General features: G+C 51.1%; 22 protein-coding genes. 11 read left to right on the forward strand and 11 right to left on the reverse strand.

What is annotated here, in order from left to right; all coding sequences use genetic code 11:
* Window position 1: 1 nt before the first annotated feature.
* Window positions 2-1,015: a transporter substrate-binding domain-containing protein gene (locus MWU62_RS09720; RefSeq protein ID WP_247114659.1), complete on the reverse strand. Its 1,014-nt coding sequence runs from the start codon at window positions 1,013-1,015 to the stop codon at window positions 2-4.
* A gap of 218 nt (window positions 1,016-1,233) precedes the next feature.
* Here MWU62_RS09720 and MWU62_RS09725 point away from each other — a divergent pair, with 218 nt between their 5' ends.
* Window positions 1,234-1,788 (forward strand): DUF4442 domain-containing protein, encoded by a 555-nt coding sequence (locus tag MWU62_RS09725; protein WP_247114660.1) that lies wholly within the window; start codon window positions 1,234-1,236, stop codon window positions 1,786-1,788.
* A gap of 20 nt (window positions 1,789-1,808) precedes the next feature.
* Here the strand turns inward: MWU62_RS09725 and recQ are convergent, their stop codons facing one another.
* Window positions 1,809-3,677, reverse strand: coding sequence for a DNA helicase RecQ (recQ, locus tag MWU62_RS09730; protein ID WP_247114661.1), 1,869 nt, complete (start codon window positions 3,675-3,677; stop codon window positions 1,809-1,811).
* Between the two features lie 189 nt (window positions 3,678-3,866).
* On the opposite strand from recQ, the gene MWU62_RS09735 reads away from it, so the two are divergent.
* Window positions 3,867-5,060 carry a 1-acyl-sn-glycerol-3-phosphate acyltransferase gene (locus MWU62_RS09735; RefSeq protein ID WP_247114662.1) on the forward strand — a complete coding sequence of 398 codons (1,194 nt, stop codon included), beginning with the start codon at window positions 3,867-3,869 and terminating at the stop codon, window positions 5,058-5,060.
* 37 nt (window positions 5,061-5,097) lie between these two features.
* Window positions 5,098-5,757 carry an alpha/beta hydrolase gene (locus MWU62_RS09740; RefSeq protein WP_247114663.1) on the forward strand — a complete coding sequence of 220 codons (660 nt, stop codon included), beginning with the start codon at window positions 5,098-5,100 and terminating at the stop codon, window positions 5,755-5,757.
* A 31-nt stretch (window positions 5,758-5,788) separates the two neighbouring features.
* Here the strand turns inward: MWU62_RS09740 and MWU62_RS09745 are convergent, their stop codons facing one another.
* Window positions 5,789-7,201 carry a TrkH family potassium uptake protein gene (locus tag MWU62_RS09745; protein ID WP_247114712.1) on the reverse strand — a complete coding sequence of 471 codons (1,413 nt, stop codon included), beginning with the start codon at window positions 7,199-7,201 and terminating at the stop codon, window positions 5,789-5,791.
* Between the two features lie 249 nt (window positions 7,202-7,450).
* Here MWU62_RS09745 and MWU62_RS09750 point away from each other — a divergent pair, with 249 nt between their 5' ends.
* The 3 genes from MWU62_RS09750 (at window position 7,451) to MWU62_RS09760 (ending at window position 10,467) form a co-directional block, all read left to right on the forward strand.
* Window positions 7,451-8,026 carry an ACP phosphodiesterase gene (locus MWU62_RS09750; RefSeq protein ID WP_247114664.1) on the forward strand — a complete coding sequence of 192 codons (576 nt, stop codon included), beginning with the start codon at window positions 7,451-7,453 and terminating at the stop codon, window positions 8,024-8,026.
* Window positions 8,023-8,655: an ATP-dependent zinc protease gene (locus tag MWU62_RS09755; protein WP_247114665.1), complete on the forward strand. Its 633-nt coding sequence runs from the start codon at window positions 8,023-8,025 to the stop codon at window positions 8,653-8,655. Before MWU62_RS09750 ends, MWU62_RS09755 begins: the two co-directional genes overlap by 4 nt.
* A gap of 171 nt (window positions 8,656-8,826) precedes the next feature.
* A complete protein-coding gene (locus tag MWU62_RS09760; protein ID WP_247114666.1) occupies window positions 8,827-10,467 on the forward strand; it encodes a carboxypeptidase regulatory-like domain-containing protein in 1,641 nt (546 codons plus the stop codon).
* A gap of 74 nt (window positions 10,468-10,541) precedes the next feature.
* Here the strand turns inward: MWU62_RS09760 and MWU62_RS09765 are convergent, their stop codons facing one another.
* On the reverse strand, window positions 10,542-11,345 hold the full coding sequence (locus tag MWU62_RS09765) for an alpha/beta hydrolase (RefSeq protein WP_247114667.1): 804 nt from the start codon (window positions 11,343-11,345) through the stop codon (window positions 10,542-10,544).
* A 172-nt stretch (window positions 11,346-11,517) separates the two neighbouring features.
* Here MWU62_RS09765 and MWU62_RS09770 point away from each other — a divergent pair, with 172 nt between their 5' ends.
* A complete protein-coding gene (locus tag MWU62_RS09770; protein ID WP_247114668.1) occupies window positions 11,518-12,087 on the forward strand; it encodes an NAD(P)H-dependent oxidoreductase in 570 nt (189 codons plus the stop codon).
* Entirely contained in the window at window positions 12,084-13,010 is a 927-nt protein-coding gene (locus MWU62_RS09775) for a pirin family protein (RefSeq protein ID WP_247114669.1), read from the forward strand. The genes MWU62_RS09770 and MWU62_RS09775 overlap by 4 nt, the downstream gene beginning before the upstream one ends.
* A gap of 159 nt (window positions 13,011-13,169) precedes the next feature.
* On the opposite strand, the gene MWU62_RS09780 is transcribed toward MWU62_RS09775, so the two are convergent.
* Window positions 13,170-14,849 (reverse strand): diguanylate cyclase, encoded by a 1,680-nt coding sequence (locus MWU62_RS09780; protein ID WP_247114670.1) that lies wholly within the window; start codon window positions 14,847-14,849, stop codon window positions 13,170-13,172.
* Window positions 14,850-14,993: 144 nt separating this feature from the next.
* Between MWU62_RS09780 and MWU62_RS09785 the strand changes: the two genes are divergently transcribed.
* Complete coding sequence (locus MWU62_RS09785) at window positions 14,994-15,440, forward strand: DUF1499 domain-containing protein (protein ID WP_200364539.1); 447 nt, start codon at window positions 14,994-14,996, stop codon at window positions 15,438-15,440.
* Here the strand turns inward: MWU62_RS09785 and MWU62_RS09790 are convergent.
* The 5 genes from MWU62_RS09790 to MWU62_RS09810 all read right to left on the reverse strand — a co-directional run bounded on the left by MWU62_RS09790 (window position 15,437) and on the right by MWU62_RS09810 (window position 23,309).
* Entirely contained in the window at window positions 15,437-15,715 is a 279-nt protein-coding gene (locus MWU62_RS09790) for a DUF6172 family protein (RefSeq protein WP_247114671.1), read from the reverse strand. The two genes, MWU62_RS09785 and MWU62_RS09790, sit on opposite strands and share 4 nt — an antisense overlap.
* A gap of 154 nt (window positions 15,716-15,869) precedes the next feature.
* Window positions 15,870-17,561: a protein adenylyltransferase SelO family protein gene (locus MWU62_RS09795; protein ID WP_247114672.1), complete on the reverse strand. Its 1,692-nt coding sequence runs from the start codon at window positions 17,559-17,561 to the stop codon at window positions 15,870-15,872.
* A 20-nt stretch (window positions 17,562-17,581) separates the two neighbouring features.
* Window positions 17,582-20,701: a CusA/CzcA family heavy metal efflux RND transporter gene (locus MWU62_RS09800; protein WP_247114673.1), complete on the reverse strand. Its 3,120-nt coding sequence runs from the start codon at window positions 20,699-20,701 to the stop codon at window positions 17,582-17,584.
* A complete protein-coding gene (locus tag MWU62_RS09805) occupies window positions 20,701-21,984 on the reverse strand; it encodes an efflux RND transporter periplasmic adaptor subunit (protein WP_247114674.1) in 1,284 nt (427 codons plus the stop codon). Before MWU62_RS09805 ends, MWU62_RS09800 begins: the two co-directional genes overlap by 1 nt.
* 5 nt (window positions 21,985-21,989) lie before the next feature.
* On the reverse strand, window positions 21,990-23,309 hold the full coding sequence (locus MWU62_RS09810) for a TolC family protein (protein ID WP_247114675.1): 1,320 nt from the start codon (window positions 23,307-23,309) through the stop codon (window positions 21,990-21,992).
* A gap of 226 nt (window positions 23,310-23,535) precedes the next feature.
* On the opposite strand from MWU62_RS09810, the gene MWU62_RS09815 reads away from it, so the two are divergent.
* Together MWU62_RS09815 and MWU62_RS09820 are read left to right on the forward strand one after the other, a co-directional pair.
* The gene (locus MWU62_RS09815) at window positions 23,536-23,862 is read left to right on the forward strand and encodes a hypothetical protein (protein WP_200364526.1); all 327 of its coding nucleotides are present in this window, start codon (window positions 23,536-23,538) and stop codon (window positions 23,860-23,862) included.
* A 155-nt stretch (window positions 23,863-24,017) separates the two neighbouring features.
* On the forward strand, window positions 24,018-24,263 hold the full coding sequence (locus MWU62_RS09820; protein ID WP_247114676.1) for a hypothetical protein: 246 nt from the start codon (window positions 24,018-24,020) through the stop codon (window positions 24,261-24,263).
* Window positions 24,264-24,417: 154 nt separating this feature from the next.
* Here the strand turns inward: MWU62_RS09820 and MWU62_RS09825 are convergent, their stop codons facing one another.
* Window positions 24,418-25,161: a glutaredoxin gene (locus MWU62_RS09825; protein ID WP_247114677.1), complete on the reverse strand. Its 744-nt coding sequence runs from the start codon at window positions 25,159-25,161 to the stop codon at window positions 24,418-24,420.
* Window positions 25,162-25,164: the final 3 nt, after the last annotated feature.

The following is a 25,164-nucleotide window of genomic DNA, read 5'->3' on the forward strand; positions in this document are numbered from 1 at the left end:
GTTAGCGGCTCAGTAATTGGATGCGCCAGCGCAGATTATTCAGTGTTTGGCGCCCAATATTGTCTGACTCTTCGCTCAGTAAGGGGTTTTCCAACACAATGATTTTGCGCTTATCCAAATTCAGGTTGGCGACAGCAGTTCCGTAATACTGCTCAAGGAACACGCCGAAGCTACCATCACGAATGGCACGCTCCAAGCCCAGTTGCAAACGATGGGCAGTTACCTGATCATCTGGAGCAACAAACAGGTAAGAAGGCATTGGGTAGGCCAGGACTAGGCCAGGCTCTATGGTTAGTTTCGGGTCGTTTTCAAGTTTAAGGTCATTTGCAACCTCGCTCACACCTCTGGCAAAGCAGTCGAATCGGTGCTTTCTAAGCATTCCAAACAATATTTCGTAGCGGGAGTGGGTAATCACCGGAATATCGTTTTCTTTGAGAATTGAGGTGTCGGGCCAATGATCGCCTTGCCCGATTCTCACGCCTCTTTCTCGAAGGTCTGCAAGGGAGCTTATTTCATCAAAGAGCGGAAGGTTTTCAGGCATGACGACGCACACGCGAAACCCAAGCAGTCCTCCGTCCACAGGAATCGGAACCGGGGTTAAAAACTGCTCCCGCTCGGCAGTTGTCGCCACGTTAGCAATGTCCACCAAGCGATGATTACCTCTCCCCAGCTCGCGTAAGGCGCGCCCTTGGCTCAGCTCATCGCTCCGGAGTATACGGAAGTCCCCATATTCTGGCGTTTTCTCCAGTGCTAGCGCCACCAGAGCATAGATCGCAGGGCTGTCATAATTTCGGTACCACAACACATAATCTTGAGCAGGAGGGTGTACCGAATTCGCAAAGGCTAGGGATTTTTCTGGTGCTATAACGGTGTCTCCAGAACCTTCGAACGAATTTCCGTGAGCGAAGTCGCCCCAGAAAAGGGTGCCAAGGAGTGTTAAACAGAGACCTACGACAGCCATCAGTTTGGATGTCGCACGGTTACTGATTGAAAAACTGAACGCGTATGGCACCATCTGATTCCTTTTGACGGCTTTCCTATTGCCGGTTTTCCGAATCCGTTCTCACAGCCATTGATTAGCTACAATATCGTTATGTCGATATTCAATGTAGACACTGTAGATCAGAAAGTGGTGAGTGAGCCGTGAATCTTTCAAAAATATTGTAAAAGAGTGTTGCGATATACTCCGGACTTTATAATCATCCGCCTCAATCAAATTACAGGAGCGGAATAATGGCCTTTATTGACAGCATTATCGGGGCAACGGGACAATGGATTTCCACCACAGATCCCAAGGCAACTCTGGCGCAACCTCTGGAGTGGTTAAAGAAAACTGGGGGCTATGCGGCTGTTAACCGTCTTATCGGGCTTTCGATTCCTTTCGCGCCTAGAAATCGCTTTAGCGTAGAAGAAGTTCGCCCGGGCTATGTGAGAGCGCGCATTCAGCTCAAAGGAAATAAGAATCACTTTGGCAGCTTGTATGCTGGCGCCTATTTTTTAGTCGCGGAAATTCCGGGTGGTGTTTTGACCCTTTTTGATCTTGGTCCTGCTTACACACCAATTTTGAAGGAAATGACGCTTCAGTTTCTGCAGCCAGCTAATTCGGATGTCACCGTTGAGTTTGAGCTGTCGCCAGAGGAGGTTGCAGGAATTCTTGCAGATGCAGATGCCACCGGTCGGGCAAAGTTCGCGCTGGAGGGGGTGTTAAGAGATATGGACGGCAATCACGTTGCCACATCCATTGCACAATACCGTGTGCGTAAGAAAGGATTTAAGCCCGAAGCCTAAAGCGATGCTTCGAGCATTCCTTAAGCTTGATCTAGCTCGGCAATGGCGGCGAGGAAAATCTCGCCGTATTTCTCAAGCTTGGCAGCACCCACACCGCTCACGCCAGCAAGTTCATCAAGGGTTTGGGGTTTACGTTCCAACATGTCAAACAAGGTAGTGTCGTGGAAAATTACGTAGGGCGGCACACCTTGTTTTTCAGCAAGCTGCTTGCGACACGCGCGCAACGCGTCCCAGCCCACATGGTCCGTAACCTGATCTTTCACTGCGTTGCTTGATCTACTACTTGAAGAGCGACTTGACGACGTTTTAACCACAGGATCTTTGCGCAGTTCAACCCTGTGTTCGCCTTTAAGCAATGGCCGGCATTGCTCGGTAAGCTGCAAAGCCCCATAGCCTTCGGGGTCGGCACGTAGATAGCCGTTAGCCACCAATTGACGGAAGACCGACTTCCATTCGTTAACGGAAAGTTCGGTTCCTATGCCATAGGTTGATACTTGGTTATGCCCCAGCTGTTGAATACGTTCATTTTCTGAACCGCGCAATACGTCAATTAGGTGCGTAACGCCAAACCGCTGGCCTGTGCGGAAAACACAAGACAGGGCTTTTTGCACGGCAACTGTGCCATCCCAAGTTTCAGGTGGGTTAAGGCAGGTGTCGCAGTTCCCACATGGCGCCTCTAACTCGTCTCCGAAGTAGTTGAGTAAAACTTGTCGGCGGCATTTGGTTACTTCGCATAAGCCCAGCATGGCATCCAGCTTCTGCCGCTCGATACGTTTGAAGTGGTCGTTACCCTGAGAGGCTTCCAGCATCTGCCTTAGCTTGATGACATCTTGGAGGCCGTAAACCATCCACGCTGTTGAAGGCTTGCCGTCACGGCCTGCACGGCCAGTTTCCTGATAGTAGGCTTCCAGACTTTTAGGCAGATCCAGATGCGCCACAAAGCGCACATCCGGCTTATCAATGCCCATACCGAAGGCAATGGTGGCAACGATAATTACGCCGTCTTCCCGTAAAAATCGTTCCTGATTGCGAGCCCTGTCATTTGCCGGAAGCCCTGCATGGTAGGGCAGTGCGGTATAGCCTTTCTGCGCGAGCATCTTTGCCGTAGCGTCAACCTTGTTTCGGGATAGGCAATAGACTATGCCACAGTGGGATTCATGTTCTGCTTTAATAAAGTCCAGCAATTGTTTGTTTGCATTCGTTTTGGGTGCAATACGATACTGGATATTCGGACGATCAAAACCGCTAACAAAGTGTCGCGCGTTAGTGAGAGAAAGGCGTTCAGCAATCTCTTTGCGGGTACGTTCATCGGCAGTTGCAGTGAGCGCAATCCGGGGAATCGAGGGAAATTCGTTAGCCAGTAGCGCCAGTTGCAGATAGTCAGAGCGAAAGTCGTGCCCCCATTGGGAGACGCAGTGGGCTTCATCGATGGCAAACAACGAGATAGAGGCATCGCGCAGCAGTTCGAGCGTGCGGGGCTGTATCAATCGCTCGGGTGCACAATAGAGCAAATCCAGGTCGCCGGTGCTTAGTGCGTACTCCGTAGCACGTGCTTGCTCAAAATCCATGGTGGAATTCAGGAACGCCGCGCACACATCTAACTCACGCAGAGCTGCAACCTGATCCTGCATGAGGGCAATCAACGGTGAAATCACAATTGCGGTACCCGGGCGAACAAGAGCCGGAACCTGATAACAGAGCGATTTACCGCCGCCCGTGGGCATAAGTACCAGAGCATCGCCGCCCGAAACCACCTCACGAATGATTTCCCCCTGCAAAGGCCGGAAGGATTCGTATCCGAACACCTCGTGCAAAACCTGTTCGGGGCTCTTGCCTGAGGTGGTAGGCCTCTCTGCAGAAAGCTGTTCAAAGTCCTGGTCGGGATACATAGAATAACCGGTCAATCGCGAAGCTGGTGTGAAATCAGGGAGCGGATCATACCAGATTCGCAGGGAGTAATGGCCGGGGAAGCTATGTTTTGGGAGGCAAAACTAAGGGAAAGCCGATACAATATCGCGGTTTTAATTTAAGGTCTCTCGGCTCACTATATCCGCTATTCACATAAGAACAGGGCATACATGCAGGAATTTGACGCCATCCGTCCCTATTCGGACGAAGAAACCGGGCCAGCAATCAAACGATTGGTCAACGATCAGGAATTTCTGGACATGGTCGGCCGCTTCAAGTCGCCTCTGCTGGCTCGTTGGGCTCCCGGCCCTTTGCGTTTTCTAACGCGCCGCTGGCTGAGTACACGCTTCGGCCACTTCACCCAAGTGGATGACCTGCAGGCGGGCCTCTCGGGATATATTGGTGAGCTGATCGAAAACACCACCACCCGTGTGACTACGAGTGGTATTGAGAATTTGGGCAAGCAGGGTGCCTATCTGTTTATCTCAAACCACAGAGACATTGTGTTTGATCCCATGGTGGTGAATTACCTGTTGTTCCACAACAATCTGCGCACCACCCGCATAGCGATTGGCGACAACTTGCTAGCCAACCGCGTGTTCGCTGAAATGATGCGGCTTAATAAGAGTTTTATCGTTCGCCGTGACATGACCAGCCCACGGGAAATGCGCGACGCATACCTTACGCTTTCCGGCTTTATCAATCACAGCATCGCCAATGACGAGAATATCTGGATTGCCCAGCGTGAGGGGCGCGCGAAAGACGGTCTGGACTATACCGACCCGGCGATCATAAAAATGTTTTACATGAGCTGCAAAAAGAGCGGGCTGAGCTTCGCCGAAGCCATGAACAAACTTCGCATCGTTCCGGTTTCTATTTCCTACGAATATGACCCCTGCGATGCAGACAAAGCCCGTGAATTAGAAACCAAGGCCCGCTGCGGCAGTTATAAAAAAGCAGAAGGTGAAGACACCGAGCAAATAATGAAGGGCCTAACCGAGTTTAAGGGCCATGTTCACGTCCATTTTGGAGCTCCTATTACCGATTCTCCGGAGAATGCTAAAGAGCTTGCAGGGCTGGTTGATAGCGAAATACACGCTAATTATCACTTGCATGCATCAAACCTTGTAGCCTATGAAGCACGAAGCTCGCATGCTGAAAATGCCACGAGCTTTGATGCCGCTCGCAGCTCCGTTGTTACTGCAGGGAATTGGACTGAAGAAGAGGTGCAGGCAGCTCGCGCGGAAATGGATAAGCGATTGTCAGCTTGTGATCCTGCTATCCGTTCCTATCTATTGGACATGTATGCCAACCCGGTTCAAACCGCACTGGATGCAAACACCAAGCTACACACGCCGGGCTAGCCCGGACAAACTCCCTTTGAAATAAATGAGGTACTGCGTGCAGGATCTTCAGTATATTGAGCTGGAAACTCGAGCTAATCCGACAGCTTCCGTTATCTGGTTGCATGGACTCGGCGCCAGTGGCCACGATTTTGAGCCGGTAGTGCCGGAACTTGGCCTGCCAGACGATGCGGCCGTGCGTTTCATATTCCCGCATGCGCCCAACCTGCCTGTCACCATCAATGGCGGTATGAGCATGCCCGCTTGGTATGACATCAAAGCCATGGATATTGACCGGGTTGTAGATACGGAACAGTTGATGGATTCAGCGCGCGCCGTGGGTAAGCTCATCGAACGGGAAATTGAGAGGGGTATTCCATCTGAAAACATTGTGATTGCAGGGTTTTCGCAAGGTGGGGCAGTTGCCTATGAGTTAGGACTGGCCTATCCGAAACGCTTGGCGGGGATCTTGGCGCTTTCTACCTACTTCGCCACGGCAAATACCGTGCAGCCTTCTGAGGCGAATGCGGGTATACCCATCAACATCTACCACGGAACATTCGATCCCATGGTTCCCGAGGCGCTTGGCGTGCGCAGTGTAGAAACCCTTAAAGAAATGGGCTATGAGCCAGATTATATGACTTTCCCGATGGAGCACAGTGTTTGCTTGGAGGAGGTTCAGGAAATCGGGCGCTTTATCCGCAAGCACGCTCTATAGATAGGCATTAGAGATCAGTTCACCGGCATTTTTAACTTCGCCAAAATGCCGGTGAAAGTACAATCACTACGCTTAGAATCTCCAGTCGCCCCATTAGCATGCCAACAGCCAAAATCCACTTGGCGGGGTCGGGTAGGGGGCCAAAGTTCCCCGCAGGGCCTATGATATCGCCAAGTCCCGGGCCGACGTTGGTGAGAGCCGTGAGCGCACCTGACAAAGACGTTATAAAGTCCAGTTGCATGGCTGCCAATGAAACGGTGATCAATAAAAGGCACAGCAGAAAAATAAACGTGTAAGCGATCATCGATGCAATTATGTCGTCACTGACCGCGCGACCGTTGTAGTTGCGGGTTAGCACAGCGCGTGGGTGCAACAAGCGAATCATCTGCTCCCGAAGCACAATCAGCGAGAGCTGGAAGCGGAAAATCTTCATCCCCCCTGACGTTGACCCGGAACACCCGCCAATAAACATTAAAAAGAAAAACAGCACGAACGCCAGCGGCCCCCAAGCTGAGTAGTCCTCTGACGCATAGCCGGTTGTTGTCACCACTGAGGTAACGTTAAACAAGGTAGCCACATAGTTGTGCAGCGGGTCAAAAGGCACCGGCGACACCGACCAGCGGTACAGTGTGAGTAGCGCTGGCACCACCAGAAGTATGGTTAAAAACAGCCTAACTTGTTGGTCTCTGAACAGCACGCCGCGCTGTCCATGAAGCTCTCGCACGAAAAGGAAGAACGGCAAGCTGCCAATCATCATAAAGAAAGACGCTTCCATCAGAATCAAATCATTGAACTTACCCATGCTCAGATCCGATGTGGAAAAGCCACCTGTGGCGATGCTGGTTAAGCCGTGATTGAAGGCATCAAACAGCGTCATGCCTGAAAGCCAGTAAGTGACGACCGCTATGGTAGAAAAAATGATGTAAACGAAGAGTAGGCCGCGACTCAGTGTTTTCATTCTCGGTAGAGCTTTGTCTGTCCACTCTGACGACTCAGTAGCAAACAACCTCATTCCGCCAACACGGAGAAACGGCAGAACGGCAACGAACATGCCGATTATCCCAATCCCGCCTATCCACTGCAGAATCGAGCGCCAGAGGAGTAGGTCTCTATCCATATTATCCAAACCACTGAATACCGTAGCGCCTGTGGTGGTAATGCCTGAAGCACCCTCGAAGAATGCATCTGCAGCAGAAATGCCGTCGTCACTGAGGTAAAAAGGTAGAGCGGAGAGCAGGGCGATGATGAACCAGGACGACACGGTAAGTACGAACATATACCGTGGTTTCAAATCTCGGGGCTTGCGATAAGTGGAGACTATACCAAGCAGCCCAATAGCCAATACGATAGCTGCAGATTCTACAAACGACAGCGCATTCGGCGCGTCAGAACCGAGCAACAGAAACACCGGCAGCGTCATGAATATGCTTAGCAGCACAAACATAAGGCTTACAATAAAAATAACAGGGTAGAGGTTTCTCAATGGATGCCCGAGCTAGCTGAACCGAGAGAGTGCGCCAGAATACCTGTGAGAGAACTCATCCGCAAGGAAACTCGCGGGCTGTGGCTTGATTAACTGGGCATTAAAATGCCGTCAGCAAGCAAGCTATTGCGAGTATACATATAGCAAAGCCAAGTCGATTCATGCAATCTGATTAGCAGTCAGCCATGGAACCTAAACAGGACAGTCACGTTGAACCACCTCGCCCATCTTTTTCTTGCTCCCGACTCGCCAGAGGCGCGTGTGGGGAGCATGCTTGGAGATTTTACCCGAGGGATAGACGTGTCGGCGCTTCCACCTTCCGTAAGACTTGGCGTTCGCCACCATTTGGCCGTCGACAGCTTTACTGACAGGCATCCGGACGTGCTCGCCAGCAAGCGGCTGTTCTCTGCGCAACGTCGCCGGTTTGCGGGCGTTGCTCTGGACGTTTTATATGATCACTTTCTATTACAGCATTGGAGTGAATTCACAAACACCGATCAAAATGCCTTTATAAGAACGGTGTATGCGGAGCTGCAGAGCAATGAGAGCTTGATGTCACCCACTATGAGTAAAACAACGCGGCATTTGGTATCCCACGATTGGTTCGGCTCCTATCGCGACCTCGACAACATCGGTTACGCGTTAGATCGGGTGGCGGCACGTATTCGATTCCAGAATTCGTTCGCCGGCATGATCGAAGAAATTCGCCCATTACATTCACAACTGGAAGAGCACTTTTTATCGTTTTTCCCTGATTTACAGGAATTTGCAGGAGTAATTGAATGAAGTTTCTGGCCCCTTTTTCCCGCGCCGCAGCCTTCGCACTCGGTACGGCGCTTGTTATGCCAACTGCGGTTTTGGCAGAACCAGCACCTAAAGACGAACCTCCGATTCCCGAAACCCTAGGGTTTGTTGAATGGGTCGTGATGAATGATACTGGCTTGCGGCTCAAAGCCCGGCTGGATACCGGCGCCAAAACCTCATCGTTGCATGCGGTGAACGTGGAAGAGTTCAAGCAAGACGACCAGAAATGGGTGAAGTTTCAAATCCCTCTGGCAGACCACAAAGATCACCCTGTGGACGATGAAAGCAGCATTAACCAAGAAGAGATTATTCTTGAGCTAGAGCGGCCGGTGGTGCGGACTGTACTAATAAAGCGTAAAGGCGCCCCTTCCCAAAGACGTTACGTTGTGATGATGGATTTTTGCATTGCCGGAACCCATCACCAAACCCAGTTCTCACTGACGGACCGGGGTAACTTCTCCTACCCGGTTTTGCTGGGCCGACGGTTTATGCGGGACGACAACATATTGATAGACTCCGCAGATAGCTTTATTGCTAATAAAGAGTGCGAGTATATGGGTTTGGAGGAGCTTTTAGATAATCAACAGGCCAAGATTATTGATAAAAGCTAAGTTCATTTCTACTTGCTGAGACATGCTCGCTTTGGAATGAGATATACTAGGAAATAAGCTGATTTATTTATTTATTGAAAATGCGGTAAGCCACTTTATACTGATCTAAGCACGGTTATTGCTGGCATGTTAAACAACGTTGACGAATAAATATTCCGAAGGAAAGGGATTATGAAACAATACAAAACGTTATATCTGTTTTCTGCTGCCGTACTGTCATCAGCTTTAGCAGGTTGTGGCGGTTCTTCCTCGTCTAGCTCTTCCCCCGACGTTTCCGGTCCTGATGATCAGGATTCTGGTATTTCAGGTGTTGTGCGCAACTACTACACAGGTGAGCCTATTGCAGGGGCTTTGGTTACGCTAAACGCCTCGGGGCTTGATGAACCCCTGCGTGTAACCTCGGGCGACGGAGGCGCATTCAGCTTTGATGCACCGGAACAGGCCGGAAGAGCGACACTATCTGGCCGCGCTACAGGATTTGGCTCCAACTCGCTTGTCACTTCCACTGCAGCAGATGCCGATAATGACAGCCTTGAGCTTTCATTGCTCCCGGCTCAGCTCACCACCACATTCGCAGGCGACACCGGAGCTTCTTTGGAAGTAGAAGGGCGCCCGGATATTGCAGTTCTGCCAGCAAATGCATTCGGAACTAACGGTACGCCCTACACCGGTACCGTAAATGGTCAAGTCACTATCCTTAATCCGGCGAGTGATCCGTCTATTATCCCAGGGGCCTACACCATTCTGGATGAGAATGGCCAACCGGGGCTTTTAACCACGTTTGGTGCTGTTACTTTTGACTTCACAGATGAAAGTGGAAACCCACTGCAGCTTAATAGTGGCACTCCTGTAACGATTAGAATTCCGTTGGCCGACGGCATCAATTCAAGCAACGCCCCTGCCTCTGTTCCTCTGGCATGGTTTGATGAAACAACCGGAGATTGGGTTCAAGAGGGCGAAGCCTCGTTGGCCGGTGGCTATTACGAGGGCACTGTAACGCATTTCACAACATGGAATACGGTTGATGTGTATACGCCCGTGGATGTAACTGGGCGTGTCGTTGATGGCGCGGGCAATCCTGTGGCTGGCGCTGAGGTTCGGGCTCAGGGATACGACTATATCGGAATGAATACAGTTCTCACTCGGGCTGATGGTTCTTTCTCGTTACCTGTCCGGGCAAACTCGGAGATATTGATTTCAGCGTACCGAAATACCACATCGAATACTCGTGAAGTTGAAGTCGGTTCCGGCAATACAGCCTTGGAAAACGATCTAGTTCTGTCTGAGTCAGCGGTTTCAATCACGCTCACTTGGGGACAAAATCCGAGTGACCTAGACTCCCATCTACTTGGACCTTCAGACGAGTCAGATACTCGTGACTTCCATGTCGCGTATTACAATCAGATTGTGACTGTTGGTGACACCACTATTGAATTAGATGTGGATGACGTTACAAGCTTCGGCCCTGAAGTTGTAACGATTCCAAGCTTCCCGTTCGCCGGACGCTATCGCTACCTTGTGCACTTGTTCTCTGGCAGTGGCACGATAGCCAACTCACCTGCGCGCGTTGAGTTTTCAATTGGTGGTCAGACACAAATCTTCTCTCCGCAAAACGCACAAGGTAGTGTTTCGGACTGGTGGGCCGTAGCAGATCTTGTTGTAGATGGAGCAGGTAATGTTCGTCTTGATCCAGTACAACAATGGCGTGAAGACGAAGGGGAAAGGTTCTCAGTTTCAGGGTTCAGTCTGAACTCTATGGCCAATCCGGCTGCAACAGCTGCTAAGCGTAAGTACTATAGTGAAGCGCAGTAAGTAATAATTTGCTTCAATACAAAGGCCCGCGCATGCGGGCCTTTGTAATTTATAGAACTTAATTGAGAGCTTTCTCAGCTCACATACTCTCGACAAAACCTCTCAATCACTGCCGTCACAACGTCCGGCTTTTCCCTGTGTGGAACATGCCCGCAATCCTTTAGAAGCTCCATAACACAAGGCCCTGCAGGCAGTGAGGTGTAAAGCTCGGGGTGGACGCCTGAACCAAATTCGTCATCTTCGCCGTGGATGGCAAGAACAGGGCAGCGCACTTTTGTTAGGACTTCTTTCATAGTCCAATGTTGGAACTCCTCGGAGAGCCACGTATCCGTCCATGCCCCCAGCACCCACTCCGCTTTTTCGCCGTGATACTTTCTTAATCTATCTATCTGGCCATCTTGCGCAAAAGCCTGTTTTGCCTCTCGGATACCTTCGACAGTTCGGTCCTCAACAAATGCTTGAGCCGCTTCGGTAATAAGCGCAGCGCATTGCTCCGGAAAGGAGGCTGCACACACCGCAGCCATGGCGCCACCCACGCTATGTCCTAAGGCAATGAACTCTTCTATACCTAGCTCTGAGCGAATTGCTGCAAATGGGCCGCTGGCTTCATTAAGAATGAAATCGGTTTCCAGTTTTTCCGTTCGGATATACGAGCGCCCGAAACCGGGCCGGTCGTATGCGATCACTTTTCGGCCAAGAGACAGCGCAAGCTGTTCTGGGAAATCACGCCAAAGCTCCACGCTTCCTAGCGAGTCATGAAACAGCACAACAGGCGCCATGGTTGACGTCTGGGGGCTTGCCTCAGGCAACCAGCTCTTTACATAGATGCCACCGGCAGGGGTGGAAACGAAGTGTTCTTGTTTGTAGGTCGAATGCATTGGTATTTCAATCCTGTCAGCGCTTTACACTTTATTTCGACATATTATGGCGTTATCCATTACCACCGTACTTTGTCTTTTTGGTGACAGTATGTCGCCTGCTAATGGAATTGTAACGATAGAGGTGCCAAGTTAAAGTGGCAAATACAACAAAATTCTCTAGGGAGATCACATGTCGAACACGCTTAAGGTGCTCTTTATTTCCGGCAGTCTACGAAAGAACTCATACAACACTGCCGCCTTGCGGGCCGCTAAAGAAGACGCCCCAAATGATATGCAAATTGAATTCGCCGACCTTTCAGGCATTCCGCTGTATGACCAAGACCAGCGCGACGAGAAGGTACCTGCTGCAGTAAGCAAACTCGTTGAGCAGGTGAGGGCGGCTGACGCTCTGCTTTTCGCCACACCGGAGTACAACTACTCCATGTCTGGTGTTTTGAAAAACGCCATTGACTGGGTCTCCCGAGAGCAGCCCCAACCGTTTGCTGGCAAGCCCGCGGCGATTATGAGCGCCAGCATGAGCTTGCTTGGCGGTGTGCGCGCTCAATATGACCTTCGACGCGCCATGGTCTTTCTGGACATGCACTGCATTAACAAGCCTGAAGTCATGATTTCTACTGCACATGAGCGCTTTGATGCTGAAGGCAGGCTCACGGATGACACGACACGGGAGTTCATCGGCAAGCTGGTGTCGGCATTGGGTGACTGGACTCGCAGGCTACAAGCGGGAGGACAACAATGAGCACACAGGCACGTAACCCGGAAGAAGCCTTTGAGCAAGACTGTGTTAAACCGTCTGGCTGCAAGTCAGTCGAGCTGTTGATTGAGCCCAGAGATCGAGATCTTGGTGGCTTTTCGGTTCGGCGCGTTTTACCGACTACACAGCGCCGCATGGTCGGGCCGTGGATTTTCTTCGACCATATGGGCCCGGCTGAGTTTGCCGCCGGTGATGGCATCAATGTTCGGCCGCATCCTCATATTAATCTGGCGACGGTTACCTATCTGTTCGAGGGGGAGATCTTGCACCGAGATTCACTAGGCAGCCTCCAACCGATTCGCCCGGGCGACGTCAATCTTATGGTTGCAGGCAGGGGCATTACTCACTCTGAACGTGAGCGCCCAGAAGTTACCAAAACAGCACACCGGCTCCATGGGCTCCAACTTTGGTTAGCGCTGCCGGAGGCCGATGAAGAGATTGATCCTGCGTTTTATCATTACCCAGATGACGACATTCCACGTGTTGAAGTAAACGGCGTGCCGACCCGAGTGATTATGGGCAGTGCCTATGAAGCCACATCGCCGGTGAAGGTATTCGCCGACACACTTTATGTAGAGGCGCACTTACGGGCAGGACAATCAATCCCTGTGCCGGATGCGGATGAGCGAGCCGTTTACGTGGCCGAGGGCGAATTAAGCGCGGGCGATACTAAAATTCCAGAATATGCGATGGCCGTGCTATCCGATAAGCCAGACATAGAGCTGACAGCAACGCGGGACTCTCGCATTGCGATCGTAGGTGGGGAACATCTTGGCAAACGCTATATGGAATGGAACTTCGTTTCCAGTCGCCGTGAGCGCATTGAGCAAGCCAAATCCGAATGGAAAGCACAGACTTTCCCCAAAGTGACCGGGGACGAAGATGAATTTATCCCGATGCCGGAATAGATTTTAGTTCGCTGCTAGTTGTATATGGAGCTTGGTGTCAGGTTTGAGTGGCATCAAGCCCGTACTTTTTTCATGGGTTATTTTATGCTATTTAACATAATATACATTATGCGCAGTACGGTGTGTGATTTGAAGGGCTTCGCGTCATACTCTTTATGCTCAACTCTGCTTATCCAGCTTCTCTGCCAACGCATAAGAAAGCCCTTGCCGTTTGGCTTCAAACATAGCCACGTCACTCGCTTCCATTAAAGCTGTTTGGGTTTGCCCATGGTCGGGATATAGCGCTATACCAATGCTGACGCCAAGGCTAACGCTATGGCCGCATACCTCAAAGGGTTCGCTTATAGCTCTAGCTATTCGCTCAGCCACAGAGCAATACTCGCTTTCGTTTTCCAAGCCAACAATAATGCCAAAGAATTCATCGCCACCGATCCGTGCAATAGTATCCACGGATCGCACTAGCTTTGATATTTTAAGGGCGACAGACTGAAGAACGGTATCGCCAACGGCATGACCATAAAGGTCGTTAATCGGCTTAAACTTATCCAAATCAAGATAAAGGCACGCAAAAGTGGTCCCTTGACGAATGGATGTGTTCAACGCAACTTCAAAGCGATCACTCAAAAGAAGTCGGTTTGGCAAACCGGTGAGTGGATCGTTACCAGCGCTGAAGCGCAGCGTCTCGTCTTTTATGCCGCGTTCGGAGAAATCGCTTAAAATCAACGTGTAATGAGCTTCGGCAGTTGTTGTTTGTTGGACTTTGGTTATCGCGGCCCAAGTAGCCTGAATGCCACCCTCTGCGTCGCGCAGCCAAAGTTCGCCTCGCCAATTCCCATTTTCGGCTAACGCTGGCCAGATCGTTGATGAAAATAACCCTTCCGACCTCCCATCCAATGAGATGTCATCAAGACTACGACCAACCCAGAATGCTCGCGTGCTCTGGGTAATTCGTAAAAATGATTCGTTAGCGTCTTTAATCACACCATTTTCATCAGCGATAACAATGGCTTCGCCACTAAAACGATAAACAGTCGACCAGCGCTTTAACTGGCTTTCCCGTTCTACCTGCTCAGTTACATCACTGAATGAGACTACCACCCTAGCCTGCCCAGACTCAGCACAACCGCTAGTTTCAATTAGTCGTGAGTTGATACAAATCCATCGATATGCGTTCCATCGGGGATTGTGTACGCCCATTAATACGTTGCTGCACGGCTCTCCTGAATTCAGTGTAACCAATACCGGGTGAGCCTGAGCTGGGAAAGGAGTGCCATCGGTGTAAACAGTGCGCCATTGGGGATCTTTAGGCACACGGCCGGTCAATTCATCACCCGTCAAACCAAGAATGTCGCAGGCTCTGGGGTTGTGTGCGATTATTTGGCCACTGCCATCGTGGACAACAACGCCCTCTTGCAGGCTGTCCATGGCAACTCGGTAAAGGGTTTCACTTTCGGCCAACTCGTTTTCGAGGTTAACCTGTTCAGTCACATCTCTGGAAATCGTCTGAAGTTCAACGACTTTTCCAATCTCATTTGTGATTGGCTGGGTAAGCGTTTCGAACCAGATATAGTCGCCCACCGAGCGGCGAATGCGGTAACGGATACGGATATTTCCATCCCCGTCTACCGCTGGCTGATGGGTTTTGTTTCGGATTAACTGTTTGTCGTTTGGGTGAAAGAGCGCATAGGGATCGGTGCCAACAAGTTCATTCGGCGTAAAGCCGAGAATTCTCTCTACCGATGGGCTGACCCATAGATAGCGCCCATCCGGCGAGTGGAGCGCAACCAGATCACTCATGTTCTGTGCAAGACGCTCGTATACACTTTCTGTAGAGGGCATTGGCAATGTGCAGCCGAGGTTAATGGTTCTATTTTCGTTCTTAGTATGAAATTTACCCTATTCTTGACCGGAATAATAATGGCCACCTAACGACATGGCAATGTTCACCATGTTTAGCCTTCAACTAAGGAACCACCCACAACTATGCGTTATTTCGCCCTACCACTACTCTTGCTTTCAGGATGCGCATCCACCAGCAATGTGCCACCATCAGGGCTCGAATTCAGTCTCGACGGTTGTACACCGTTTTTAAACTGTGTATCGAGCACATCCACAAAGAGTCTCTATTCGGTAGAGCCTATTCGCTTAGCAGAGCCACTGGATTCCTCCTCATGGGAGCTTATCAAGGCCGAAGCTCTGAAGCTGTCCGGAGCTTCATTGAACAGTGCCCGCTACGGCTATGCGGATATCACCTGCTACAGCGATGGAGTTGGCTTTCCGGATTATTTCGAGCTGCTGGTCGATACTATCAGGCAGCAACTTGATGTCAGGTCGCAATCACTTCTAGGGTTTTACGATATGGGTGTGAACAGAGAAAGGGTTGAGTTGTTGAGAAGCCGCCTTATAGAGCGCGGCATTGCGGTCAACTAGCCAGCAGACATGGCTTTTGGTGTAATCTCAACATAAACCGTCATGATCTTGTTCTCAACAAGGTCGTCAATGTGCTGCATCAGGGATGAAAGCTCTATCTCCGATGCTGTCTCTTCCGATTGCCCAAACTTACAGTCGAAGCCCCAGTATTTCGCGCCAGCTGGCAGGGGCTTCTTACGCTCATTCTTCAGGAATTTCTTGATGTCGTGCTTCATCGAATCGACAAGGCGCGGCACTTTGATTTTTGGGTGGTCTAATTTAAACGTCTTCTTCATTGGAATCCTACTGGGGTGGGCAGACATTGTGCGCTGGATAGAAATCTATGGCGCGCAGTGTAGTTGGTACCAGAAAATACTTCCATCACTCGTAAAGAGCGTGCCCTACTCGGCAAGATGAGTGTTCGCGCAATTCCCGAATAACGGTTCTGAATTATGACGAGCAACTGTAATGGGATGCGCCACCAACACCGAAGAGCTCTAGGGGTTTTAACCGGTAGTATTTATCTTCTATGTGCTGTGACTGCTCCGTGTATGGCTGCGTCATAACATCCTGCAGTTCTCGCAGCGCCTCATAATCTCCCGCTGCCGCCTGTTGATATGCCGGTACCAAATGCCATTCGCGAAGGCTGTATTTCGGGTTAACCTGCTTCATCTGGCTCGACAGATCTTCACCCGAGTATGCTGACTTCACGTTTTCTGAATTGGTGATTCCCACCAGCGTTCGCCACTGATTAAGCCAGGCGGACCAGCGTTCGTTCAGGCCGTCTGGGTTTTTATAGAAGCTCTTTTTCAGCGGGCCTATATCATCCGGAAGCGCTGAAAGCTCACGGAAAAAAAGAGTGTAATCCACCGGCGTTTGCATCATCAGCTCTGCCAGATCACGAAACAATGGTGGGTTAAATTTATCCAGCCCAAGTTTCGCTGCCCACATTTTTTCCATCTCGGCCTGCATTGCTGCTGCAAAGCCTTCTCTAATCTCGTTGAGTTTTTGCAAGCAGTGCGGGTGTTCAGCCAATAACGGTCGCAATGCCACGCAAAACATGTGGAAATTTGCCTCGGCGGCCACGGGCTGGTTTAGAAATGAGTAGTGAACTCCCCCACCCGTCCAAGGCTGGAAGCGCGGATTGAATACGTCGCAGAAGCCGAAGGGGCCGTAGTCCAGAGTATAGCCGCCTGCGGCGCAGTTATCGCTGTTGAAGTTGCCTTGGCAGTAGCCAACGCGGATCCAGTTGGCCACCAGCGATGTGAGCCGGCTGCGAAATTCCTGCGCAAGCGCCACTACCTTGTCCTGCATGGCCAAGGTGGGGTCAATCACGTTACTGTAGTCGCGGTTAATCAGGTGCAACACAATCTTTTCGAGTTCTTCCAGCGCTTGCGGGTGCTCATTTTTGCGAGCGCGACGACCAAACAACTCAAGCTGCCCGACACGAATAAACGAAGAAGCCACCCGAGTTGTGATGGCCACAGGCTCGGATACCAGAATATCCGGATCCCTCGACCGTGAACCTTCGGAATACCAGGGGCGCCTGACTTTCTCGGTTTTTGACACATACAGGCTTAGTGATCGTGACGTGGGCACACCCAGCGCATGCATGTGCTCCTGTGCCAGAAACTCCCGTACGCTGGAACGTAAAACCGCTCGGCCATCGCCACCGCGACAATAGGGTGTGCGGCCACCGCCTTTTAGCTGCATTTCCCAGCGGTGACCGTTGATTACCGCTTCCAGCACCGAAATCGCACGGCCGTCGCCATATCCGTTGCCGGTCTGAAACGGGCATTGTTGAACATATTCGGTGCCCATAATGGACAATGCGTAGCCACAGGCCCAACCCACCTTGCGCATAGGCGCGGGTGCAAACGAAAGGTCTCCGGAGAAGATGCGCACGAAGTCGTCAGACTGCGCGAAATCGTCAGCAAGACCCAGATCGCGAAACAGGTTGTAGCTGTGGGCCACGTACTCGGGGTTTTCCATGGGCGTAGGAACAACCGGTACGTAATGGCCACTGAATACTTGCCGTGGTGCGTGATCCTGCCCATCTGGCGTCGCATCCGGATCGCAGTTGAGCGAGTCCATCAGCGAATAGTTGGTCAACACTGCAAGATCGTCGAGGGTTTCGATCATAGGGGTTCCTCAAGAGTCGGTTAGGATAGCGCCCTGCGCCTCCACAGATAAAACAACACCGGGATTACCAACAAAGCCAAAATCACCGCCGTCACCATACCACCTACCATCGGCGCTGCAATACGGCCCATAACCTCAGAGCCTGTTCCGGTGCCAATCATAATGGGAACCAGGCCACCGATGATCGCGGCGGCAGTCATCATCACCGGTCGCACCCGCATACCGGCGCCGTGAAGTACCGCATGGCGCAGTGTTTCCCGCCTCGGCGTCAGGCCTTTCTTCTCGCAGGTTTCAAGCATTGCCCGGTAGGACTGGTTGAGGTACACCAGCATGATGACACCTATCTCTACGGCGACACCGGCCAGCGCAATAAAACCAACCCCCACCGCTACCGAGAAGTTGTAGCCTAACAGATACATCAGCCACACAGCTCCAACCATTGCGAACGGAAGCGTGCCCATTATGATGCCCACTTCTGTAAAGTTTCTGAAATTCAGGAACAGCAGGATGATGATAATGGCCAGAGTTAACGGCACCACGTAAGACAGCTTTTCTTTCGCGCGAAGCATGTACTCATACTGGCCCGACCAGGCGATGGAGTAACCCGCTGGCAGATCCAGCTCTGCTTGCACGGTCGTCATTGCCTGCTCCACGTAGGTGCCCACATCCACACCTTCGATATCCACAAAAGACCAGCCGTTCAGACGGGCATTTTCGCTTTTGATCGCCGGTGGCCCATCTTCTATCCGGATATCCGCGACATCAGCCAGCGCGATCCTCTGGCCCGAGGCCGTGACGATGGGGAGCTGTTCCAGTTTCTCGGGTGAATCCCGGTAGTCTTCCGGATAGCGAAGGTTAATGGGGTAACGCTCAAGGCCCTCGATGGTTCTGGAGACATTGATCCCGCCAATCGCAGAGGCAACCACTTGCTGTACGTCCGCAATATTCAAGCCATAACGCGCAGCGCGTTCACGATTGATATCCACCTTGATGTATCGCCCACCTGCTACTCGCTCTGAGTAAACCGAAGCGGTGCCGGGCACGTCAGCCAGAATTTCTTCCAGACGTTTTCCGACATTTTGAATAGTAGCCAAATCTGGCCCGGCGATTTTGATGCCTACGGGGGTTTTGATACCCGTCGCCAGCATGTCGATGCGGGTGATGATCGGCATAACCCAGGCGTTGGTGACACCAGGAAAACGAATCAGTGTGTTGAGTTCATGTTTGAGCTTGTCTGTGGTCATGCCGTCACGCCACTGATCCCGGGGTTTGAGCTGAATGAAGGTTTCAATCATGGTCAAAGGTGCAGGGTCGGTTGCCGTATCTGCACGCCCTACTTTACCGAACACGGTTTCCACTTCCGGTACCGTTGCAATCAGTTTGTCCGTCTGCTGAAGTAGCTGACGGGCTTTGCCGATTGAGATGCCCGGATAGGTCGTGGGCATGTACATCAAGTCCCCTTCGTCCAGCGGGGGGATGAACTCACTACCAATTTTTGTTGCAGGCCACAGGCCCACAGCCAATACCAGAATTGCACCGAGCACGGTTGACAGAGGAAACCTGAGTACCAGTTTCAGCACCGGCATATAAGCGCCCACCAGCAGGCGGTTCACGGGATTCTTATGCTCCGGTAACACCTTACCCCGGATAAAGTAGCCCATTAGTACTGGAACCAGCGTCACCGCAAGCGCGGCACTGGCTGCCATAGCGTAGGTTTTGGTGAACGCCAGTGGCGCAAACATTCGCCCTTCCTGTGCTTCAAGCGCAAACACAGGCACAAAACTGACGGTAATGATCAACAGCGAGAAAAACAGCGCCGGGCCGACTTCCGAAGCAGACTTGGTGACAATCTCCCATCGATTCTCCGGCGTGAGCGGCGTTCGCTCCATATGCTTATGCATGTTCTCTATCATGACTATGGCCCCATCAATCATGGCGCCGATAGCAATGGCGATACCGCCGAGGGACATAATGTTGGCGTTGATGCCTTGCCAGTACATGATGATAACCGCCGTCAAAATACCCACAGGCAAGCTGAGGATCGCCACCAGCGAAGACCGCAGGTGGAACAAAAACACGATACAGACCAGACCCACCACAAAAAACTCTTCCAGCAGCTTGAACCAGAGGTTGTTGACGGCTCGTTCAATCAGGCCCGAGCGATCGTAAACCGTGACCACTTCAACGCCATCAGGCAGGCTCGATTGCAGTTCGCCCAGCTTAGCCTTAACGCCATTGATGGTTTCCTGAGCATTTTCGCCGAAGCGCATCACCACTATGCCACCAACGGCCTCCCCTTCCCCGTTCAGCTCGGCAATACCGCGCCTCATCTGTGGCCCCACTTCGACACTGGCCACATCCTGGAGCAGAACCGGTGTGCCGTTCACATCCAGGCCTAGCGGAATTGCCATCAGGTCCTCGCGGGATTGAATATAACCTGAGGTGCGAACCATGTATTCCGCCTCCGCCATTTCAATAACCGATGCCCCGACCTCCTGATTGCCCTGCTTGATCGCTGTCTGGATAAGAGAAAGTGGAATCCCCAGCGCACGGAGCTTCTCGGGGCTGACCTTGACCTGATATTGCTTCACCATGCCGCCGAGCGCAGCAACCTCTGAAACACCTGGCACGGTTTGCAGTTCGTACTTGAGAAACCAATCCTGAAGACTACGCAACTGGCTCAGGTCGTTCTGCCCTGTGCGATCAACCAGCGCGTAGAGATACACCCAGCCAACACCGGTAGCGTCCGGCCCCAACTGAGGACGTGCCGAATCAGGCAGGTTGGGTGCCACTTGCGAGAGATACTCCAGAACTCTGGAGCGAGCCCAATACATATCGGTATCTTCATCGAAAATCACGTAAACGTAGGAGTCCCCGAAAAACGAATAGCCACGCACGGTTTCCGCACCGGGAACCGACAGCATGGCGGTCGTCAAGGGATAGGTCACCTGGTCTTCTACGACCTGTGGAGCTTGTCCCGGGAAGCTGGTTTTAATGATAACTTGCACATCAGACAGATCTGGAAGAGCATCGACCGGGGTTTTACTGAGTGAGTACAGACCCAGCCCTGTTATTAACAAACTCGCCAGCAGAACCAGAAAGCGGTTTCGAATGGACCAATAGATAATCGACTGAATCATCAGTTGGCCCCCTTATGGTTCATGTTTCCATGATCCATTTCTGCGTGATCCATCGAATCAGCGGGCTTGGCCGACATACGCAGAAAATCCGAGGTCTTGCTGGATTCGGAATCAATCAGGAATTGGGCGGATGTCACTACCTCATCACCTGGCATGACACCCTCAAGGATTTCAGCGTACTTCTCACCAACACGTCCGACCTTCACCGTGACGGATTTGAACGCCCCGCCATCCAGAGCCAGCACCAGTCGGTCGGTCTGGCCGGTTCGAATAACCGATTCACGAGGTACCAGAAGCTGTCGGCTGGTGCGGGCACCCTGAATGTTCAGCTCTGCAAACATGCCTGGCAACAAAGTGCCATCAGCATTGTCAAAACGCATTCTTACCCGGGCGGTACGGGTTTTGGGGTTAACTTCCGGGTACACATAATCCACTTTTCCGGTCCATTGACGACCGGGCAGATAGTCCAGCGTCATCGCCACGCGATTGTCAGATGCCACTGCGGACAACTGACGTTCAAATACTTCACCAATAACCCACACCTCATCCAGCGCAGCAATGGATAGAACCCGATCCCCTGGCTTGATAAACATACCCTCGCGAACATTGAGGTTGTCGATAACACCAGAGGTGGGCGCATAAACCGTTAAAGTACGCTGCAATTCCCGGGTTTTCGTGAGCTGGCGGATCAAACCTTCAGGCACGTTAAGCGCAGCCAGGCGCTCCTTGGCAGCATTAACCAAACGCTCATTGCCCCGGTTTAACGCCAGAATCAGTTCATCCTGAGCGTTGACCAGCGTAGGCGAATAAAGTGTGTAGAGCGGCTTGCCCTTCTCCACCGGTTCGCCCTCTGCCTTCACATAGAGTTTCTCGATCCACCCCTCAACCCGAGGATGGACATGAGCCATGTCGTCTTCACTATATTGAACGTATCCCACCGTTGTTATGTTGTTCGGTAGCCTCCCCTGAATGACCCGATCCGTCCTCACACCCAGGTTGTTAACCACATTCGGCGAAATACGAACAGTACCAGGGGCATCTTCGCCCAATACGCTATCTGCATAGACCGGTATCAGGTCCATCCCCATGGGAGATTTACCCGGTTTGTCGCTCTTGTAATTGGGATCCATGGGGGCTACCCAATGCAAGGGCTCTTTACTGGCATTGCTGGTGGCCTTGGCCACAGCAGCCTGTGGTGCTTCTGGGGTAAGCCAGTAGGTCGCTGCTGCCCCGGCCACGCCACCTAACAACAAAAAGCCCAATGGGCGTATAACATTTGCCATGATTGTTATTCCTGGGAGTTTTTCAGTGAGAATGAGGGGCTGCCAGACGTTCCGGCTGTGAGATAACGGAAGCTCGCCAGGTTTTTAGCACGTTCAGCCGTCATCTGTATAAAATCAACCTGCGCGTTCAGCTCCGCGATACGCGCACGGACGGCTTCGGCAAAATCGCCATCATCGTTGTTGTAAGCTGAGAGCGCAGCATTGGCCTGCTCCCTTGTTTGCGGAAGCAGCGCCTGCTCATAAAGCCTGATGCGGTCATCGAGCCGTTTAATTCGGGTAGCCGCCGCACGGGCCTCGGCTTTAATTCGCCGAACCTGCAGCATTCGGTCAGACTTCGCGGCTTCCACGCGCGCGATTGCAGCGCTCACGGTGCGATCCTGGCGATTGCCAGTGAAGATAGGCAGATCAAACCCGATCCCGATTGAAAACAGATCCGCCCGGTCCTGGCCGTTCGGTGCCTGATCCCGATACCCATACTGGGCGGACACAGTCCACTCCGGCTTGTAAGCCTGGCGAGCCAGCTCAACATCAACAGACCCGGCATCAATCAACTGGTCTGTGGCGCGAATTGAAGCGTGGCTGATCACGGGGTTATCACTGAAATCAAACGCTGTACCTGGAAGCCTGGCTAACAGATTCGGTGGAATATGCTCGCTTACCCGCAAACGAAAGGTGTCAGTACCTACCCACTCCCCCAACTCTTCCTGGGCGGTTTCCATCTGCGAGTGTAGTGCCGTCAAGCGGTCATCAAGGCGGGTCAACTCCAGGGAAGCACGGATAATATCCTGCTGTCGTGAACCGTTCATTGTTGAGGTGTACCCGGCCTCCGCAACATCGGCCAACTGCTCAAAAAGCCCCCGATTGCTTTCAATCAATCGAATACTTTCTTGGGCTTTCCAAAGTTCAAGCCAAAGGTAAGTGACCGACCTGACCACCAATTTCTCTCGATTCTCGCGCTGAAACGATTGGGAATCTGCAAGCTCTTTCTTCTTTTCGCGGGCGAGATACCGGCTATCACCACGGGGGAATCGCTGACTGAGGCCGATAGTGGCTTGTGTCATGCCTTCTTGGCCGGTATCGAAGGTATCCGTGGGAAGGTTTGCGGCACCTATGGTAATTCGCGGATCCGGTAACGCAGCTGCTGCAACAGATTCATCAAGTAGCGCCTTCTGCAGTTGGATGCTTTGGGCCGACCAGGGGTCCCCACGAACCGCAATATCAATAGCCTCTTCAAGGGCAAGTCTCGGTTCCGCAGAAAGACCGAGACTCGTAAAAAAAAGGGCACCTATTATAGCTGTCTTATAAACATGAAGCAGATTATTCAAGTTGCATTCTCCACTAAATTGGTACGCAGCGAAGAATCATAGAAGTGTTATCTGAACTCAGACTGAAATTTCACAACCAATTATGTGATTTTGATCTGAGTCAATTATTCTTAATTACTGATAAATATCAAAAAAATAATTGCGTTTATTTTATTATTTATTTCAGTGTCAGTTCAGGAATGGGTGTTTAAATGACTCCATCAACAAACCAACCAGTAGGTGAATTATGAAAAAGCAAATTATATTCTTAGCTGCAATTACTTTATCTTCCGGTATTTTCGCGGGCAACATACATGAAAGCAATGGTGGCGTAACAATGAAAGGAGATATGAATTCAATGCATAGTAAGATGAAATCAATGCATAACAGTATGGAAAAAGAAGTGACGCAATCAGGAGTCCTTAAAAATGAGGACATGCAACGACTTCACAAAAGAATGACACTTGATGGAATGTCCGAAGGCGGTATGGAGGCTCGGCTTGATATGATGGGAGAAAAAGGTAGAGCCTACCATCGAGCGTTGGAACAACAGCAAAAAAATACCGCAAGGTAACCCTTGCGGCTAAATCAACTCGCAAAAGTTCAAGAGCCGTTGGCACTACTATCTCGCGCTAGCGGCACCTTGAATATCGAGAAGTACAACACACAAACCTGAAACCAAGCTGAATTACAGTGCAATTATCGGTAATTCAGAGCGAGGAGTCCAACATGAAAAATATCATTATCGCTGCTGCTATCACAGCTTTGTTCTCCACTATGGTGCATGCAAACTCTGGTTTAGCAGATCGGATAAACGAGGCACGAAGCTTCCCGGACAAAAAAACTGAAAGCACTATGGATATTACGGAGATGAGTATTCATCATGAAAAAATGCATATGAAAATGAGCGAAATGGAACTAAAACGCCATCATAAAAAGATGCATATTATGATGAGCAAGATGCACAAGAAATAACCAAAACGTAAAAGTTGATTGGCATTAGAAGCTGTCTATAAAATCTATCGGTATAACGGCCCGTGCTCATAAAAGCTCGGGCCGTTATAACAGTCTTATAGTTTACAAGGAACTTTTCGTGTTTAACTCGAAACGCATATTTTACCTGGGTTCATTATTTGACCCAAATCCACAAACCCATGGCAATCATCATCAAATTCTCGGTTAAGGATACGAACCCCAAAGGCACGTTACTGTTTCCACCCACACAAGCACATTTCAGCTCGCGCTTGTCCACATACACCGCTTTAAATACCGAAAATGCGCCTATGGAGCCAATGAACAGTGCGATAGGTGCAGAGAGCCAGGTGAGCGCGCCTGATATCATCAATACCCCCGCCAACGCTTCTCCAGACGGATACAGATAGCCGTATCGCACCCACCTTTGGGCCAGCAGGTCATAGTTGAGAAACATTGTTGAGAAGCTTTCAATGTCCTGCAGCTTTTGTACGGCGAGTAAACACATGGCAACGGAGATAAACCACTCAATAGCGCGAACCGTCAGGATGCTACCGTAGGCATCCCAGCTCATGGCGAACGCCATAAGAAAGGACAGCCCGAATATTGCAATGACCGGTGTGTAGCTGGTTTCGTCGCTTCCTTTTACCTCTTTTCCGAAATACTCCCGCAGTTCATCGTACCCACCAATCAGGTGGCCGTTAATCCAGGTTTGAGGTGTAGTATCAACATTGTGCTTCTTCTGAAATGCATCGGTTTGTTCACGGGTTTCCAGGTGATGATCCTCAACCTCAAAACCTTTACGCTCAAGCAGGTCTATCGATTTAAGGCCAAAAGGACATAAATGATTTTTCATCACCATGCGGTATATGGTCGCGTGGTTTTGGCTATTTGAGGACATACC

This window comes from Marinobacter sp. S6332, assembly GCF_023016045.1.
Taxonomy (GTDB): Bacteria; Pseudomonadota; Gammaproteobacteria; order Pseudomonadales; family Oleiphilaceae; genus Marinobacter.

Coding starts and splice junctions, on each gene's coding strand:
- MWU62_RS09760 (WP_247114666.1), top strand. CDS start 8,827: ATGAAACAATACAAAACGTTATATCTGTTTTCTGCTGCCGTACTGTCA.
- MWU62_RS09820 (WP_247114676.1), top strand. CDS start 24,018: ATGAAAAATATCATTATCGCTGCTGCTATCACAGCTTTGTTCTCCACT.
- recQ (WP_247114661.1), bottom strand. CDS start 3,677: ATGTATCCCGACCAGGACTTTGAACAGCTTTCTGCAGAGAGGCCTACC.
- MWU62_RS09795 (WP_247114672.1), bottom strand. CDS start 17,561: ATGATCGAAACCCTCGACGATCTTGCAGTGTTGACCAACTATTCGCTG.
- MWU62_RS09780 (WP_247114670.1), bottom strand. CDS start 14,849: ATGCCCTCTACAGAAAGTGTATACGAGCGTCTTGCACAGAACATGAGT.
- MWU62_RS09735 (WP_247114662.1), top strand. CDS start 3,867: ATGCAGGAATTTGACGCCATCCGTCCCTATTCGGACGAAGAAACCGGG.
- MWU62_RS09805 (WP_247114674.1), bottom strand. CDS start 21,984: ATGGCAAATGTTATACGCCCATTGGGCTTTTTGTTGTTAGGTGGCGTG.
- MWU62_RS09755 (WP_247114665.1), top strand. CDS start 8,023: ATGAAGTTTCTGGCCCCTTTTTCCCGCGCCGCAGCCTTCGCACTCGGT.
- MWU62_RS09765 (WP_247114667.1), bottom strand. CDS start 11,345: ATGCATTCGACCTACAAACAAGAACACTTCGTTTCCACCCCTGCCGGT.
- MWU62_RS09725 (WP_247114660.1), top strand. CDS start 1,234: ATGGCCTTTATTGACAGCATTATCGGGGCAACGGGACAATGGATTTCC.
- MWU62_RS09720 (WP_247114659.1), bottom strand. CDS start 1,015: ATGGTGCCATACGCGTTCAGTTTTTCAATCAGTAACCGTGCGACATCC.
- MWU62_RS09790 (WP_247114671.1), bottom strand. CDS start 15,715: ATGAAGAAGACGTTTAAATTAGACCACCCAAAAATCAAAGTGCCGCGC.
- MWU62_RS09770 (WP_247114668.1), top strand. CDS start 11,518: ATGTCGAACACGCTTAAGGTGCTCTTTATTTCCGGCAGTCTACGAAAG.
- MWU62_RS09800 (WP_247114673.1), bottom strand. CDS start 20,701: ATGATTCAGTCGATTATCTATTGGTCCATTCGAAACCGCTTTCTGGTT.
- MWU62_RS09745 (WP_247114712.1), bottom strand. CDS start 7,201: ATGTTTGTGCTGCTAAGCATATTCATGACGCTGCCGGTGTTTCTGTTG.
- MWU62_RS09825 (WP_247114677.1), bottom strand. CDS start 25,161: ATGTCCTCAAATAGCCAAAACCACGCGACCATATACCGCATGGTGATG.
- MWU62_RS09775 (WP_247114669.1), top strand. CDS start 12,084: ATGAGCACACAGGCACGTAACCCGGAAGAAGCCTTTGAGCAAGACTGT.
- MWU62_RS09815 (WP_200364526.1), top strand. CDS start 23,536: ATGAAAAAGCAAATTATATTCTTAGCTGCAATTACTTTATCTTCCGGT.
- MWU62_RS09785 (WP_200364539.1), top strand. CDS start 14,994: ATGCGTTATTTCGCCCTACCACTACTCTTGCTTTCAGGATGCGCATCC.